Source organism: Pseudomonas nitroreducens (genome assembly GCF_014204515.1).
GTDB classification, from domain to species: domain Bacteria; phylum Pseudomonadota; class Gammaproteobacteria; order Pseudomonadales; family Pseudomonadaceae; genus Pseudomonas; species Pseudomonas nitritireducens_A.
The window spans coordinates 89,472-105,131 of sequence record NZ_JACHLI010000019.1; the positions used below are offsets into that span (position 1 = coordinate 89,472).

At 66.0% G+C, this 15,660-nt stretch carries 14 protein-coding genes and 3 tRNA genes; 13 read left to right on the forward strand and 4 right to left on the reverse strand.

Annotated elements, in window-relative coordinates; genetic code table 11:
- Positions 1–26: 26 nt before the first annotated feature.
- Positions 27–467 (forward strand): hypothetical protein, encoded by a 441-nt coding sequence (locus HNP46_RS21940; RefSeq protein WP_184593153.1) that lies wholly within the window; start codon positions 27–29, stop codon positions 465–467.
- Positions 464–862, forward strand: coding sequence for an META domain-containing protein (locus tag HNP46_RS21945; RefSeq protein WP_184593155.1), 399 nt, complete (start codon positions 464–466; stop codon positions 860–862). The genes HNP46_RS21940 and HNP46_RS21945 overlap by 4 nt, the downstream gene beginning before the upstream one ends.
- A gap of 20 nt (positions 863–882) precedes the next feature.
- Here the strand turns inward: HNP46_RS21945 and dinB are convergent, their stop codons facing one another.
- Positions 883–1,941: a DNA polymerase IV gene (gene dinB / locus HNP46_RS21950; RefSeq protein WP_184593165.1), complete on the reverse strand. Its 1,059-nt coding sequence runs from the start codon at positions 1,939–1,941 to the stop codon at positions 883–885.
- A 232-nt stretch (positions 1,942–2,173) separates the two neighbouring features.
- Between dinB and HNP46_RS21955 the strand changes: the two genes are divergently transcribed.
- The 6 genes from HNP46_RS21955 (at position 2,174) to HNP46_RS21980 (ending at position 7,410) form a co-directional block, all read left to right on the forward strand.
- Positions 2,174–2,250, forward strand: a tRNA-Met gene (locus HNP46_RS21955).
- 116 nt (positions 2,251–2,366) lie between these two features.
- A tRNA-Met gene (locus tag HNP46_RS21960) sits at positions 2,367–2,443 on the forward strand.
- A 115-nt stretch (positions 2,444–2,558) separates the two neighbouring features.
- Positions 2,559–2,635: transfer RNA gene (locus HNP46_RS21965), tRNA-Met, on the forward strand.
- Between the two features lie 161 nt (positions 2,636–2,796).
- A complete protein-coding gene (gene mprF / locus HNP46_RS21970) occupies positions 2,797–5,430 on the forward strand; it encodes a bifunctional lysylphosphatidylglycerol flippase/synthetase MprF (protein ID WP_184593167.1) in 2,634 nt (877 codons plus the stop codon).
- Between the two features lies 1 nt (position 5,431).
- The gene (locus HNP46_RS21975; RefSeq protein WP_184593169.1) at positions 5,432–6,706 is read left to right on the forward strand and encodes a virulence factor family protein; all 1,275 of its coding nucleotides are present in this window, start codon (positions 5,432–5,434) and stop codon (positions 6,704–6,706) included.
- A 140-nt stretch (positions 6,707–6,846) separates the two neighbouring features.
- Positions 6,847–7,410, forward strand: a complete 564-nt coding sequence (locus HNP46_RS21980; protein WP_184593171.1) for a cytochrome b — start codon at positions 6,847–6,849, stop codon at positions 7,408–7,410.
- A 108-nt stretch (positions 7,411–7,518) separates the two neighbouring features.
- Here the strand turns inward: HNP46_RS21980 and HNP46_RS21985 are convergent, their stop codons facing one another.
- Positions 7,519–9,423, reverse strand: a complete 1,905-nt coding sequence (locus tag HNP46_RS21985) for a potassium transporter Kup (RefSeq protein ID WP_184593173.1) — start codon at positions 9,421–9,423, stop codon at positions 7,519–7,521.
- 244 nt (positions 9,424–9,667) lie between these two features.
- Here HNP46_RS21985 and rimO point away from each other — a divergent pair, with 244 nt between their 5' ends.
- From rimO to HNP46_RS22000, 3 genes are read left to right on the forward strand one after another with little or no spacing between them, the layout of a single operon-like run.
- The gene (gene rimO, locus HNP46_RS21990) at positions 9,668–10,990 is read left to right on the forward strand and encodes a 30S ribosomal protein S12 methylthiotransferase RimO (protein ID WP_184593175.1); all 1,323 of its coding nucleotides are present in this window, start codon (positions 9,668–9,670) and stop codon (positions 10,988–10,990) included.
- A gap of 53 nt (positions 10,991–11,043) precedes the next feature.
- The gene (locus tag HNP46_RS21995) at positions 11,044–11,505 is read left to right on the forward strand and encodes a DUF1456 family protein (protein ID WP_184593177.1); all 462 of its coding nucleotides are present in this window, start codon (positions 11,044–11,046) and stop codon (positions 11,503–11,505) included.
- A gap of 7 nt (positions 11,506–11,512) precedes the next feature.
- Complete coding sequence (locus tag HNP46_RS22000; protein ID WP_184593178.1) at positions 11,513–11,881, forward strand: DUF2784 domain-containing protein; 369 nt, start codon at positions 11,513–11,515, stop codon at positions 11,879–11,881.
- Here HNP46_RS22000 and HNP46_RS22005 read toward each other — a convergent pair.
- Positions 11,829–13,412: an ArnT family glycosyltransferase gene (locus tag HNP46_RS22005; protein WP_184593180.1), complete on the reverse strand. Its 1,584-nt coding sequence runs from the start codon at positions 13,410–13,412 to the stop codon at positions 11,829–11,831. The genes HNP46_RS22000 and HNP46_RS22005 overlap by 53 nt on opposite strands.
- A gap of 170 nt (positions 13,413–13,582) precedes the next feature.
- On the opposite strand from HNP46_RS22005, the gene HNP46_RS22010 reads away from it, so the two are divergent.
- Entirely contained in the window at positions 13,583–14,356 is a 774-nt protein-coding gene (locus HNP46_RS22010) for an SDR family oxidoreductase (RefSeq protein ID WP_184593182.1), read from the forward strand.
- A 248-nt stretch (positions 14,357–14,604) separates the two neighbouring features.
- Positions 14,605–15,303, forward strand: coding sequence for a tRNA (N6-threonylcarbamoyladenosine(37)-N6)-methyltransferase TrmO (gene tsaA / locus HNP46_RS22015; RefSeq protein ID WP_184593184.1), 699 nt, complete (start codon positions 14,605–14,607; stop codon positions 15,301–15,303).
- An 8-nt stretch (positions 15,304–15,311) separates the two neighbouring features.
- Here tsaA and HNP46_RS22020 read toward each other — a convergent pair whose 3' ends face one another.
- The gene (locus HNP46_RS22020; RefSeq protein ID WP_184593186.1) at positions 15,312–15,614 is read right to left on the reverse strand and encodes a putative quinol monooxygenase; all 303 of its coding nucleotides are present in this window, start codon (positions 15,612–15,614) and stop codon (positions 15,312–15,314) included.
- Between the last annotated feature and the right edge of the window lie 46 nt (positions 15,615–15,660).

Below are 15,660 nucleotides of genomic sequence, written 5' to 3' on the forward strand. Positions count from 1 at the left end.
GAATGCCGCGCTTTCCCGGAGGACCCATGGCCCAGCACGATTTCCGCTACACCCTGCTCAACCCGCAATTCACCCTCAACGAGTGCCGCGCGCTGACTCCGGGCCGCTATCAGGTCACCGGCATCGGCGGCTCGATCAAGGCCGGCGACACCCTGCTGGTCAGCCTCAAGGGCAGCAAGAGCCTGAGCATGACCCTGGAAGTGGAAAAGGTCCGTCACCTGATCAACCCGCCGGGACAGTGGATGGCCGTGGCCAAGGGCCCGGTATTCCGTGAACTGGGCATCCACGAATGGAAGGTCAACTGCGACGGCTGTGGTGCTACGCTGGACTTCGAATTCGCCGTCGACGCCACCCTCGGCAAGGCTGCCCAGCAGCCGGCCGCCGAAGCGCGCATCGGCGAACTCGGATGGGCCAAGGCCGGCAACCGCCACCTCTGCCCGGATTGCCAAAGCAAGGAGACTGCATGAAAGCTTTGATCGCCGGTGCCTGCGCCGCGCTGGCCCTGGCCGGTTGCGCGAACAAGCCGGTACCGGAAGCCGAACAGACCTACCGCGTGGAATGGATCGGCGAACGGCCGCTGATCGACTACACCCACATCAGCCTGACCCTGGACGGCAACGGCCGCGCCTACGGCAGCGCCGGCTGCAACCACTGGTTCGCCAGCTACAAGCTCGAAGGTGAACAACTGACCTTCGGCCAGCCCGGTTCGACCCGCAAGCTCTGCCCCGACCTGGTGATGGAGCAGGAACAGCACTTCCTCAAGATGCTCGGCGAAGTGCAACGCTGGGACATCACCGACGAAGGCGAACTGCGCCTGTGGCCGGTCTCGGGCCGCGCCATGCGCATGTGGCCGGAAGGCTGAGTCCTGAAAAAGGCTGAGCCTCAGAACAGGCTCAGCTGTTCGTGCGCCCCGCGCAGGTCGACGAGGCGCACACCCACCCCGATCAGCCGCACCGCCTTGTTGCCGCGCTGGAAGGCCTGCCCCAGCAGCAGCCGGTAGCTCTCCAGATCCCGCGCGGCGCCCGCCTGCTCCAGGGTGGTCTGGGTGAAATCATGGAACTTCAGCTTGATGAACGGCTTGCCCGGCCGGTAGCTGGTGTCCAGGCGCGTCATGCGCCGTTCCAGCTCGCCCAGCAGTGACGGCAGCTCCTCCTGGCAGGCAGCGAGGTCCGGCAGGTCCTGGTCGAAGGTGTTTTCCACGCTGATCGACTGGCGCCGGCTGTCCACCTGCACCGGGCGCTCGTCGATGCCCCGCGACAGGCCCCAGAGGCGCTCGCCGAAACTGCCGAACTCCTTGGCCAGCTGGATGCGCGACCAGTCGCGCAGGTCCGCGCAGGTGCGAATGCCCAGGCGCGCCAGCTTCTCGGCGGTGACCTTGCCGACGCCATGCAGCTTCTTCACCGGCAGCTCGGCGACGAATCCATCCACCTCGTCCGGCGTGACCACGAACAGACCGTTGGGCTTGCGCCAGTCGCTGGCGATCTTGGCGATGAACTTGTTCGGCGCCACCCCGGCGGACACCGTGATGTGCAGGGTTTCCCAGACCCGCTGGCGAATCTCCCGGGCGATCCGTGTGGCACTGCCGTCACAGCGCTCGCTGTCGCTGACGTCGAGGTACGCCTCGTCCAGGGACAGCGGTTCGATCTGCTCGGTGTAATCGCGGAAGATCGTGTGGATGTCTCGCGAGGCTTCTCTATATACATCCATGCGCGGGCGCACGATGGTCAGGTCCGGGCACAGCTTCACCGCGGTGCGCATGGCCATGGCCGAATGCAGCCCGTAGGCGCGCGCCTCGTAGTTGCAGGTCGCGACTACCCCACGCTTGTCCGGCGAACCGCCCACGGCCAACGGCTTGCCGGCCAGGCTCGGGTCGTCGCGCATCTCGATGGCGGCATAGAAGCAGTCGCAATCGATGTGGATGATCTTTCGTTGCCGGGTCACGGGGAAAGCGCCTGCCTACCTGCGGGAAGTCGCCCTGGAGGACGACGGAAACCTGCCCATGGTAATGCAATTCCTGCTGCTGCCGTTGGTGCTCGCGAGCGGCAGCCCTTAATGCACAAAACCCTGACGGGAACCGCCCGGCCACCCCCGCCGTTGAGCTAAGCGACTGATAAAAAATCACTTTTTTCCATCTTTGATTTGACATGAAGGCTCATCTGGGTAGAATGGCCGCCGCGGGATGGAGCAGTCTGGTAGCTCGTCGGGCTCATAACCCGAAGGTCGTAGGTTCAAATCCTGCTCCCGCAACCAGACACCGTGAAAAGGCCACTCTTCGGAGTGGCCTTTTTCGTTTGCGCGCGATTTAAATTATTGATCGAAGGCGAAATATCGATTGACAGGAACTTTCATCTGCGTAGAATGGCCGCCGCGGGATGGAGCAGTCTGGTAGCTCGTCGGGCTCATAACCCGAAGGTCGTAGGTTCAAATCCTGCTCCCGCAACCAGACACTGGGAAAGGCCACTCTTCGGAGTGGCCTTTTTCGTTTGCGCGCGATTTAAATGTTTGATCGAAAACGAAATATCGTTTGACACGAGGCTTCATCCGCGTAGAATTGCCGCCGCGGGATGGAGCAGTCTGGTAGCTCGTCGGGCTCATAACCCGAAGGTCGTAGGTTCAAATCCTGCTCCCGCAACCAGACATCAAGAAGAAAGCCACTCTTAGGAGTGGCTTTTTTCGTTGTGCGCAGAAAAAACCACGTACGGGTGGCGCCAGCCGAATGACGAAAATACTCTCCAGGGACTTGGGAATTCGCGACAGTGCCCCTACTCTGTCGCGCAGGATCGTTAGAGGTGCCCGATGAGCGCCAACTCCGCCACACCTGATACACCTGCCGCCGAAGAGACTTCTCCACGAGCGGCCTGGCTCGACTGGATCAACAGCAACCGCCAGGCACTCGGCCTGGGCGTGACCCTGGTGCTGTTCTGTCTCGCCCTGATCGCCTGCTATCACCTGCTGCGCGATATCGATGCCTATTCCCTGCATGACGCCCTGCTCGACGTTCCCACCACGTCACTGCTCGGCGCCTTCGCCGCGACCGTGGTCGGCTTCATCGTCCTGCTCGGCTACGAATGGTCCGCCAGCCGCTTCGCCGGCGTGAAACTGCCGCTGCCGGCGCTGCTGACCGGCGGCTTCTCGGCCTTCGCCATCGGCAATGCCGTGGGCCTGTCGATGCTCTCCGGCGGCTCGGTACGTTACCGCCTGTACGCCCGCCAGGGCCTGGGTGCCGGCGACGTCGCCCTGATGACCCTGTTCGCCAGCCTGTCGCTGGGCTGCGCGCTGCCGGTACTGGCGGCGCTGGCCGCGCTCAGCGACCTGGGCGACGCCTCCCTGGCACTGCACCTGCCGCAGTGGCTGGTGACGATTCTGGCCCTGGCGATCATCGCCCTGTGCATCGTGCTGGTGGTCAGCATCGAGCGCCGGCGCCTGCCCGAGCAGCCGTCGGCGGACAGCCACCTGGTCCGCTTCGGCCGCCGCACCCTGCGTCTGCCGGGCCTGCGCCTGTCGCTGCTGCAACTGCTGATCACCGCGCTGGACGTGGCCGCCGCGGCCACCGTCCTCTATCTGCTGCTGCCCGAGGCGCCGCCGTTCGGCGCCTTCCTGCTGGTTTACCTGATCGCCCTGGCCGCCGGCGTGCTCAGCCACGTGCCCGGTGGCGTCGGGGTGTTCGAGGCCGTGCTGCTCGCCGCTTTCGCCAACCAGCTGGGCGCGGCACCGCTGGCCGCCGCGCTGCTGCTCTACCGGCTGATCTACGTGGTGCTGCCACTGATCGTCGCCTGCCTGTTGCTGCTGTTCCTCGAGGCCCGCCGCATCCTGGTGGCCAAGCAGGCGGTGCGGGTCGCTTCCGGCTTCGCCGCGCAGATCCTCTCGCTACTGGTGTTCATCTCCGGCGTCGTGCTGCTGTTCTCCGGCGCCACGCCGTCGATCGACACACGCCTGGAAGATATCGGCTTCCTCGTCCCGCATCGCCTGATCGACGCCTCGCACCTGGCCGCCAGCCTGATCGGCGTGCTCTGCCTGCTGCTCGCCTACGGCCTGCGCCGCCGCCTGTCCGCCGCCTGCGCCCTGACCATCGGCCTGCTCAGCGCCGGTGCGGTGCTCTCGCTGCTCAAGGGCTTCGACTGGGAAGAGGCACTGATCCTCAGCTTCACCGCCGTCCTGCTGGTGATCTTCCGCAGCGCCTTCTACCGTCGCAGCCGGCTGATGGACCTGCCGTTCTCGCCGCTCTACCTGGGCGCCGCCGCCTGCGTGATCGCCGCCTCCATCTGGCTGCTGCTGTTCGCCTACCAGGACGTGCCCTACAGCCACGAACTCTGGTGGCAGTTCGCCCTGGACGCCGACGCCCCGCGCGGCCTGCGCGCCGCCCTGGGCAGCTGCCTGCTGCTGGCCGCGCTGGCGCTGTACTGGCTGCTGCGCACCGCACCGCCGGCGATCCACGCCCCGAGCCGCGAGGAACTGGACAGCGCCGCCGGCATCCTCGCCAACTCCTCGCAGCCCGATGGCGGCCTGGCACTGTCCGGCGACAAGGCGCTGCTGTTCCATGAAGGCAACGACGCCTTCCTCATGTACGCCCGCCGTGGCCGCAGCCTGGTTGCGCTGTTCGATCCGATCGGCCCGGCCCAGGCCCGCGCCGAGCTGATCTGGCAGTTCCGCGACCTCTGCGACCTGCACCACGCGCGCCCGGTGTTCTACCAGGTGCGCGCGGAGAACCTGCCGCTGTACATGGACATCGGCCTGACCGCGCTCAAGCTCGGCGAAGAGGCGCGGGTCGACCTGCGCCGCTTCGACCTGGAGAGCAAGGGCAAGGAGATGAAGGACCTGCGCTACACCTGGAACCGCGGCCAGCGCGACGGCCTGAGCCTGGAATTCCACGAGGCCGGGCAAGCGCCGCTGGACGAGCTGCGGGCCATCTCCGATGCCTGGCTGGGCGGCAAGAACGTCCGCGAGAAGGGCTTCTCCCTCGGCCGCTTCACCCCCGAATACCTGCATTACTTCCGCGTCGTCATCGTCCGCTTCCAGGGTCGTGCCGTGGCCTTTGCCAACCTGCTGGAGACCGGCAGCAAGGAGTTGGCCAGCATCGACCTGATGCGCGTGGTGCCCGACGCACCCAAGCTGACCATGGAATTCCTCATGCTCGGCCTGATCCTGCATTACAAGGAGAGCGGGCATACCCGCTTCAGCCTCGGCATGGTGCCGCTTGCCGGCCTGCAACCGCGCCGTGGCGCGCCGCTCACCCAGCGTCTGGGCGCACTGGTCTTCCGCCGGGGTGAGCAGTTCTACAATTTCCAGGGGCTGCGGCGCTTCAAGGACAAGTTCCAGCCCGACTGGGAACCCCGTTACCTGGCCGTGCCCGCCGGACTGGATCCGCTGGTGGCCCTGGCCGATACAGCCGCCCTCATTGCAGGCGGCCTGAGTGGATTGGTAAAACGCTGACATGTTGAAACGACGCTGGCGACACCTGCTCGCCCTCCTCCTGCTGATCATCATCGCCGTCGGCCTGCTGCTGTGGAGCCGCCCGGCCCCGCAGGCCTCCCTGGACCACCGCCAGCTGCCCGACGGCAGCGCGGTCAGTCTGGCCAACCCCGGCAAGCAGCCCAACGCCCGCGTGCTGCTTGCGGTGCAGCCCGAGCAGAAGCTCGACGATGCCCAACTGCTCGCCCTGGCCCACGACAGTGGCGCCCGCGTGGTGCAGTTCGTCTTCCCAGAAAACGACTGCAGCGCCCAGCAGGCCCGCATCCAGGCCGCCGGCGAGCTGCTCGACGGCCAGCCGACCCTGGTCGCCGGCATCGGTCCGGGCAGCGCCTGGGCCTTCCGCTGGCTCGCCGGGCAGTCCGACGACAAGGCCAAGGCCCTGTCGGTAGGCTTCTCCCTGGAGAAGCCCGACTGCGCCGCCACCCCGCTGCCGACCAGCGCCGCCCACGGCCACTGGCTGGCCGCCTGGAACGACAACCCGGACGACGCCAGCGCCCGCTTCGCCCGTGGCCTGAAGAACGCCGAGACGGTGATCACCGACTACGACACGCCGCTGCCCAAGGTCCTCGCCGACCAGCTGCGCCAGCAACTGCAGGGCGGCGGCGACAACGTGCCGGTGGTGGAAGTGCCGGCCGCCAAGCCTTCGGAAACCGTCACCCTGTTCTACTCGGGCGACGGCGGCTGGCGCGACCTGGACCGCGATGTCGCGGCGCAGATGGCCGAGCTGGGCTACCCGGTGGTGGGCGTCGATGCCCTGCGCTACTTCTGGGAGCACAAGACCCCGGAACAGAGCGCTGCCGACCTCGCCCTGCTGATGCAGCACTACCGCGAGAAATGGGGCGCCAAGCACTTCGTGCTGGCCGGCTACTCCTTCGGCGCCGACGTGCTGCCGGCGATCTACAACCGCCTGCCGGCGGACGCCAAGAAGGACGTCAGCTCGGTGATCCTGCTGGCCTTCGCCCGCAGCGGCAGCTTCGAGATCGAAGTGCAGGGCTGGCTCGGCAAGGCCGGCCAGGAAGCCTCCACCGGCCCGGAAATGGCCCGCCTGCCGGGGCCCAAAGTGCTCTGCGTGTACGGCATCGAAGAAAAGGACGAGAGCGGCTGCACCCAGCCCCAGGCCGTGGGCGAGAACCTGCAACTGCCCGGTGGTCACCACTTCGACGAGGACTACCCGGCGCTGGCCAAGCGGCTGGTAAACGCCATCCGCTCCCGCCAGTCAGCCGACGACGAAGGCTGATCGACGTCAAAAGGGCCGCTCATGCGGCCCTTTCTGTTTGCCGTGACGGTTTTTCAGTCAGGATTAAGGCTCTATGCTGACACTGGCAGCCCCGTCGCCAGAATGGGGCGCCACGACTCCTAGACACACAAGGAACCGTCATGAGCCTGTCCAAAACCCCGTCGCGCTACGGCAGCCTGTCCATCGCCCTGCACTGGATCATGCTGGTGCTGATCGCTGCCACGTACTTCTGCATGGAGTACCGCACCAACTTCCCCAAAGGCAGCGACACCCGCGCGCTGTTTTCCCAGTTCCACTTCATGTTCGGCCTGAGCGTCTTCGTACTGGTCTGGCTACGCCTCATCGGCCGCTTCATCTACCCCACCCCGGCGATCGTCCCGGCGCCGCCGGCCTGGCAGATGATCCTGGCCAAGCTCATGCACCTGGCGCTCTACGGCCTGATGATCGGCCTGCCGCTGGCCGGCTGGATCATCCTCAGCGCCGCCGACAAGCCGGTACCGTTCTGGGGCCTGGAACTGCCGCACCTGGTGGACAAGAACCCGGACCTGGCCAAGCAGGTGAAGTACTGGCACGAGACCATCGCCGTGCTCGGCTACTGGCTGATCGGCCTGCACGCCCTGGCCGCGCTGTTCCACCACTACATCAGCCGCGACAACACCCTGGTGCGGATGCTGCCGGGCAAGGGCGAGGCGAAGCCGGAATAGGCATTGCCGACGCGGGAGTGAGGGGGTTCGCGAGCAAGCTCGCTCCTACGGAAAACACCCACAAAGAAAAAACGCGCCCATCGGCGCGTTTTTTCAGACTGCGAATCGTCAGATTTCCACCTGCGTCCCCAGCTCGATCACCCGGTTCAGCGGCAGGTTGAAGTAGCGCAGGTTGCCGTTGGCGTTCTTCAGCAGGAACGCGAACAGCGCCTCGCGCCAGCGCGCCATGCCGATCAGCTTGGACGGGATCACCGTCTCGCGGCTGAGGAAGTAGGTGGTGCGCATCGGGCTGAAGTCCAGCTCGTTGAGGTGGCACAGCTTGAGCGCCTGCGGGATGTCCGGGTCCTCCATGAAGCCGAAGTGCAGCACCACGCGGAAGAAGCCCTCGCCATAGGCGTCGACTTCGAAGCGACGGTCCGGCGGTACCCGCGGGCTGTCTTCGTTGACCACGGTGAGCAGCACGACCTGCTCATGCAACACCTGGTTGTGCAACAGGTTGTGCAACAGCGCGTGGGGCACGGCGTCGGAGCGCGCAGTGAGGAACACGGCGGTGCCCTGCACGCGGTGCGGTGGCTGCGCGCGGATGCTGGAGATGAACAGCGGCAGCGGCAGCGCTCCTTCGTCCAGGCGGTCCACCAGCAACTGGCGGCCGCGCTTCCAGGTGGTCATCAGGATGAACAGGCCGATCCCGGCGATCACCGGGAAGGCGCCGCCCTGGACCACCTTGGGCAGGTTGGCGGCGAAGAACAGGGTGTCGACGAACAGCATCATCAGGAAGAACGGAACCGCCAGCCACAGCGGCCACTTCCACAGCAGCCAGACCACCACGCCCATCAGCAGGGTGGTCATCAGCATGGTGCCGGTCACTGCCACGCCGTAGGCCGAGGCCAGGGCGGCGGAAGACTCGAAGCCGAGCACCAGCAGCACCACGCCAACCATCAGCGCCCAGTTCACCCCGGGGATATAGATCTGCCCCTGTTCATGGCTGGAGGTGTGCTGGATCGACATGCGCGGCACGTAGCCCAGCTGGATGGCCTGGCGGGTCAGCGAGAAGGCGCCGGAGATCACCGCCTGGGAGGCGATCACGGTAGCCGCGGTGGACAGCGCCACCATCGGCACCAGCGCCCAGCCCGGCGCGGTCAGGTAGAAGGGGTTCCGCGCGGCCTCGGCATTGACCAGGATGGTCGCGCCCTGGCCGAAGTAGTTCAGTACCAGCGCCGGCAATACCAGGGCGAACCAGGCGCGGGCGATGGGCTTGCGGCCGAAGTGGCCCATGTCGGCATACAGCGCCTCGGCGCCGGTCAGCGCCAGCACGGTGGCACCGAGGATGGCGACGCCGATGCCGGGGTGCGACACGAAGAAGTTGAAGGCCCAGGCCGGATTCATCGCCTTGAGCACTTCCGGCTGCTGCGACACGCCATAGACGCCCAGCGCCGCCAGGGCCAGGAACCAGGCGACCATGATCGGTCCGAAGAGGATGCCGATGCGCGCGGTGCCGTGCTTCTGGATCAGGAACAGGCCCACCAGCACGATCAGCGACAGCGGCACCACCCAGTGCTCCAGACCGTCGAAGGCGATTTCCAGGCCCTCGATGGCCGACAGCACCGAGATCGCCGGAGTGATCATGCTGTCGCCATAGAACAGCGCCGCGCCGATCAGACCGGCGACCACCACGAACGCCTGCAGCCGGCGGCGGCCGGTGGCGGCGCGACGGGCCAGGGCCGACAGCGCCATCACCCCGCCCTCGCCCTGGTTGTCGGCGCGCAGCACGAAGATCACGTACTTGATCGACACCACCCAGATCAGCGACCAGAAGATCAGCGAGAGCACGCCCAGCACGCCGTCGTGGTTGGCCTGTACGCCATAACCGCCGACGAAGACTTCCTTGAGGGTGTACAGCGGGCTGGTGCCGATATCGCCGTAGCAGACCCCCACCGCGCCGACCATCAGGCCGACAGCGGAGCTGGAATGGGGCTGCTCATGCTCAACGGTGCCGGCGCTTGCATCGGACATGTAACAAGATTCCTCAAAAAAATTCGGCGCATCCTGCTCCGACCCTTTCGTCGATGCAAGAGCCGGGTGCGAAGGTTCTGAATGACTATAGAGCCAGTTGCCCACAATTACCGGGCAAACCGAGCTGTCGGACGGCCTGCGACGGCTTGTCCCACAGAGGCTGGTCAAGCGCGCGGGACGCCGCTAGAATTGCGCACTTTTTGATCAGAGGCGCCGCCAGCGCGCCCTTCGAGGTTAGCCGCACATGTCCACCGCCACACCTAAAGTAGGATTCGTCTCGCTCGGATGCCCGAAAGCGACTGTCGACTCCGAACGCATCCTCACCCAGCTGCGCATGGAAGGGTACGAAATCGTCCCCACCTACCAGGACGCGGACGTGGTGGTGGTGAACACCTGCGGCTTCATCGACAGCGCCAAGGCCGAGTCCCTGGACGCCATCGGTGAGGCCATCGCCGAGAACGGCAAGGTGATCGTCACCGGCTGCATGGGCGTGGCCGAAGACAGCATCCGTGACGTGCACCCCAGCGTGCTGGCCGTGACCGGCCCGCAGCAGTACGAGCAGGTGGTCAACGCCGTCCACGAGGTGATCCCGCCCAAGACCGAGCACAACCCGCTGATCGACCTGGTGCCGCCGCAGGGCATCAAGCTGACCCCGCGCCACTACGCCTACCTGAAGATTTCCGAAGGCTGCAACCACACCTGCAGCTTCTGCATCATCCCGTCCATGCGCGGCAAGCTGGTCAGCCGTCCGGTCGGTGACGTACTCAGCGAAGCCCAGCGCCTGGTCAAGGCCGGCGTCAAGGAGCTGCTGGTCATCTCCCAGGACACCAGCGCCTACGGCGTGGACCTGAAGTACAAGATGGACTTCTGGGACGGCCAGCCGGTGAAGACCCGCATGCTGGAGCTGTGCCAGGCGCTCTCCTCGATGGGCGTGTGGGTGCGCCTGCACTACGTCTACCCGTACCCCAACGTCGACGACGTGATCCCGCTGATGGCCGAGGGCAAGCTGCTGCCCTACCTGGACATCCCCTTCCAGCACGCCAGCCCGAAAGTGCTCAAGTCCATGAAGCGTCCCGCCTTCGAGGACAAGACCCTGGCGCGCATCAAGAAGTGGCGCGAGATCTGCCCCGAACTGACCATCCGCTCCACCTTCATCGTCGGCTTCCCCGGCGAGACCGAGGAAGACTTCCAGTACCTGCTCGACTGGCTGACCGAAGCCCAACTCGACCGCGTCGGCTGCTTCCAGTACTCCCCGGTGGAAGGCGCACCGGCCAACGACCTGGGCCTGGATATCGTCCCCGACGACGTCAAGCAGGACCGTTGGGAGCGCTTCATGGCGCACCAGCAGGCGATCTCCGCCGCCCGCCTGCAACTGAAGATCGGCAAGGAAATCGACGTGCTGATCGACGAAGTGGACGATGAAGGCGCGGTCGGTCGCTCCTACGCCGACGCCCCGGAAATCGACGGCGCCGTGTACATCGACAGCTTCGACGTGAAGCCGGGCGACAAGGTGCGCGTGCGCATCACCGACGCCGACGAGTACGACCTCTGGGCCGAACTGGTCTGATCCGCAAGAGCCCCGCTGAAGCGGGGCTTTTCATTGCTGCTAGTGGAAAGCCCATGATCAACAACGACGTACTGCGCAGCCTGCGCTACCTGCTGGACATCCGCGACGCGCAGGTGGCCGAGATCACCGCGCTGGCCGGCTTCAACATCAGCACCGAAGAGGTCGGCGCCTACCTCGCCCGCGACGACGAGCCGGACTTCAAGCCCTGTAGCGACCGTGTGCTGGCTCACTTCCTCGACGGCCTGATCGTCCATCGCCGTGGCCGCGACGAATCGCGCCCGCTGCCGCCGGTGGAGCTGCCGCTGACCAACAACATCACCCTGAAGAAGCTGCGCGTAGCCTTCGAGCTGCGCGACGACGACATCCTGGCGATCCTCGACAGCGTCAGCTTCATCGTCACCAAGACCGAACTGGGCGCGCTGTTCCGCAAGCCCGGCCATAACAACTACCGGCCTTGCGGCGACCAGTTGCTGCGCAACTTCCTCAAGGGCCTGACCCAGCGCCAGCAGCGCTGAGGCCGCCGTGCTCTACCGTCTCGCCGCCGACGCCGTGGTGCTGCTGCACCTGGGGTTCATCCTCTTCGTGCTGCTCGGCGGCTTGCTGGTGTTGCGCTGGCCGCGCCTGGCCTGGCTGCACGTGCCGGCGGCGGCCTGGGGCATGGCGGTGGAGTTTCTCCACCTCTACTGCCCGCTGACCCCGCTGGAAAACCACTTCCGCGCCCTGGCCGGCGATAGCGGTTACAACGGTGGTTTCATCGAGCATTACGTCATCCCGCTGATCTACCCGGCCGGCCTGACCGAGGCGACCCAGGTCGTCCTCGGCCTGATCGTGGTGGCGGTCAATCTGCCGCCTTACCTGCTTCTGCTGCGCCGGGCGCTGCGTTCGCACTGAGCGGACTCCCCATCGGCAGATAGGCCAGGCTCGCCTCCTTGTTCTTCGCATGCCCCAGGCGTTGCCCATTGTTGAGCTTCGATTCGATGAGCCGGTGATCCGCCGTCAGCCAGTTCAGCGGCTGCTCTCCCGAGTGGGTCACCTGGGAAATGATCAGGGTGCGCGCCGGGTCCCAGGCCTCGCCGGTGCGCTGGTGCAGCCAGGCGAACAGCTCGGCGCTGTCGCCCTGTGGATAACCGGAGTGGACATAGAGGAAGGGATGGGCCTGGCGCTCGCCATGTCGCTCCAGGTACATCGGCAGGCGCGCATCGTCGTCGCCGAGGATCAGCACCCGCCACTGCGACCAGGGCGCGATCTGCTGCGCCGCGGCGCGCACGTCCTTGGCGAAGGCGGGAACCCCTCCCCCGCCATTGCTCCACGGATAAGCCACCCCCAGTACCAGTAGCATCGCCACGGCGCCCGCTGCCACGGCGCGCGGCCAGACGCGGCCCAGCCCGGCAAGCCCGCGTTCATGCCGCGATTCGATCACCCACCACGCCGCGACCAGTTGGGCGAATGGCACCAGCGGCAGCACGTAGTAGCTGCGCCGGCCACCGCTGGCGGTGAAGAAGGCGAACAGCAGCCCCAGCGCCCAGACCAGCCAGCGTGCGTTGGGCGTGAGCTGCTTCCAGCGCCGCGCGGCGAACCACAGGCCGAGAATCCACAGCGGCGCCCAGGGCAGCGTGTAGGCCGGCAGGTACAGCAGGTAGGTGTAGATCGGTCCTTCATGATCGAAGGGCTGGAAGAAGCGCACCACGTTCTCGCGGAACACCAGCGCCAACCCGCTTTCGCCATAGCTGGGCTGGCCGTAGAAGTGCGACAGCACGAACGGGATCGCATAGACGCCACCCGCCACCAGCAGCGCCGCCGGCAGCCGCAGGTTCAGGTGCCGGCGCCAGCGCCCTTCGCTGAGCAGATGCGGAAGCAGCACCAGCCCCGGCAGGACGAAACCGATCAGCCCCTTGCACAGCGACGTCAGCGAGAGGATCAGGAAGAACCCCAGGTAAGCGGAGAAACGCGTGTCCTCCGGGTCACGCCAGTACCAGGCCAGGGCGGCCAGCACGCCGAACACCGTGAGCATGTCCGCCGTCGCCACCCGCGCCCAGAACAGGAAATAGAAAGTGGTCGCCAGCAGCCAGCCGGCCAGCAGCCCGGTGCCCTTGCGCAGCAGGCGCTCGCCCAGCCACCAGGTCAGCCAGATGCTGCCCAGACCTGCCAGCACGGTGCTCAGACGCAGCGTCCAGTGGTTGAGGCCGAACAGGCTGGCCGGCGCGGTAATCAGCCAGTAGGACAGCAGCGGCTTGTCGTAGTACGGCGCACCCCGCAGGTAGGGATCGAAGTAGTCGCCCGACTGCAGCATCTGCAGCGCGATATCCGCCCAGCGCACCTCCGGTCCCCAAACTTCACGCCAGCCCAGCCCGAACACCAGCAGCAGCGTCGACACGCCCATGAGCAAGGCCAACGCCTTGCGATCTCTGCTCCACCCCTGCATTACCCGGCTCCGCCATTGGAAGGTGCGCGGACACTAGGCCAGCCAAGGTTATGCGGCGGTTAAGAAAACGCAGTGTCGGTGTGATGCGTCGCCATTTGCGCTCTCGATAGTGCTCGGAGGTCGTCGGTGATCCCGCTAGGGTGAAGCGAAAACCCAGCCAGGAGAGACTCATGCACCCGTACTTTTCCCTCGCCGGACGGACCGCCCTGGTCACCGGTGGCACCCGCGGCATCGGCCGGATGATCGCCCAGGGCCTGCTCGAAGCCGGCGCCAAGGTGATCATCTGCGCCCGCGACGGCGCCGCCTGTGCCGACACCGCCGCCGAACTGTCGCAGTACGGTGAATGCATCGGCCTGCCGGCCAACCTCGCCAGCGAGGAAGGTGCCCGCGCCCTGGCCGTCGAGCTGAACGAGCGCCTGGATCACCTCGACATCCTGGTGAACAACGCCGGCACCACCTGGGGCGCGCCGCTGGAAAGCTACCCGGCCGCGGGCTGGGAGAAGGTCATGCAGCTCAATGTCACCGCGGTGTTCAGCTGCATCCAGCAACTGCTGCCGCTGCTGAAGAAGGCCGGCACCGCGCAGAGCCCGGCGCGGGTGATCAATATCGGCTCGGTGGCCGGCGTCACTTCCCACGGCGAGAACGCCTATGCCTACGGCCCGAGCAAGGCCGCGCTGCACCAGCTGTCGCGCATGCTCGCCCGCGAACTGGTGAAGGACCACATCAACGTCAACGTCATCGCCCCCGGCCGCTTCCCCAGCAAGATGACCCGCCACATCGCCAACGACGAGCAGGCCATGGCCGAGGACACCGCCGTGATCCCCATGGGCCGCTGGGGCCGCGAGGAAGAAATGTCCGCCCTGGCGATCAGCCTGGCGAGCGCTGCCGGCGCCTACATGACCGGCAACATCATCCCCATCGACGGCGGCTTCCACCTCGGCTGAGCCTGGCAAAACCTGCTGCGCGTCGGCATAGCGGCGTTGAAAGCAGGCGCTGAATGCTCATTTACGACATGTAAACTGCGCTTCATCGCCTGCTTGATTCGCTGGCGCTCACCCTTCGGGCCAGCCTTCGGCTGTTACTCCCGTTGGTCGTTGCGCCTTGCTCTGCTCTAGCTCGCAAGGTTTTGAGCAACTTCTGAAAAGCTTCGAATCGGGTACCATGGCGGCCCCAGCTACCAGCCTCCGCCGCCATGTCCCACCGCATTTCCCCTATCGGCATCGTCCGCTCCTGCTTCAAGGAGAAGTTCGCCATCCCGCGCCAGCCGCAACTGGCTCCGGCCGCGACCGGCGTGCTGGAGCTGCTGCCGCCGTTCGACACGGGGGATGCGGTGGCCGGCCTGGAGCAGGTCAGCCACGTCTGGCTGATCTTCCTCTTCCACCAGGCACTGGAGGACAAACCACGGTTGAAGGTGCGCCCGCCACGCCTGGGCGGCAACCAGTCCATGGGCGTGTTCGCCACCCGCGCCACCCACCGCCCCAATGGGCTGGGCCAGTCGGTGGTGAAGCTGGACAAGGTCGAACCCGGCCGCCTCTGGCTGTCCGGCATCGACCTGCTCGACGACACGCCGGTCATCGACATCAAGCCCTACGTGCCCTACGCGGATATCGTCCCCCAGGCACGCAACGCCATCGCCGACGCACCGCCCGCCGCCATTGCCGTGCACTGGAGCGACGAGGCGCTACGCCAGGCCCTTGAACACGGCCTGCGCCTCGGCCAGCCGGTGCGCGAACTCATCGAGCAATGCCTCGCCCAGGACCCGCGCCCGGCCTACCAGAAGCCGCCGCCCGAACGTCGCTACGGCGTCCGCCTGTGGGACCTGGATGTGCACTGGCACTACCCCGCCGACGGCGAGATTTGCGTGCTGGACCTGCAGCACGCCGCCGACTGAATCTGGCGTCAGTCCACCGGATTGAGGGCGATCACATCACTCTCGAAACACTCCTGCTCGACGATCAGCGGCTCCACCAGCGGGCGGCTGTCGCGGAAGTGCGCGGTCTGGGTGTGCGCCTCATAGGCCGCGTCGTCGCGATAGATTTCGTAGAGATAGATCACGTCGGGATCGACGCGATCCTGGGACACATCGAAGACCAGGCAGCCGGGTTCGCTGGACACGGAAGCGGCAGCGTTGGCCTTGATGGCGTGGAGGAAATCCTCGGCGCTGCCGGGTTTCACGCGGGTCTTGATGAACAGACTGTACACAGGACGTTCCTTTTGTTTTAAATTCAAAAACAAATTGTATACAAAA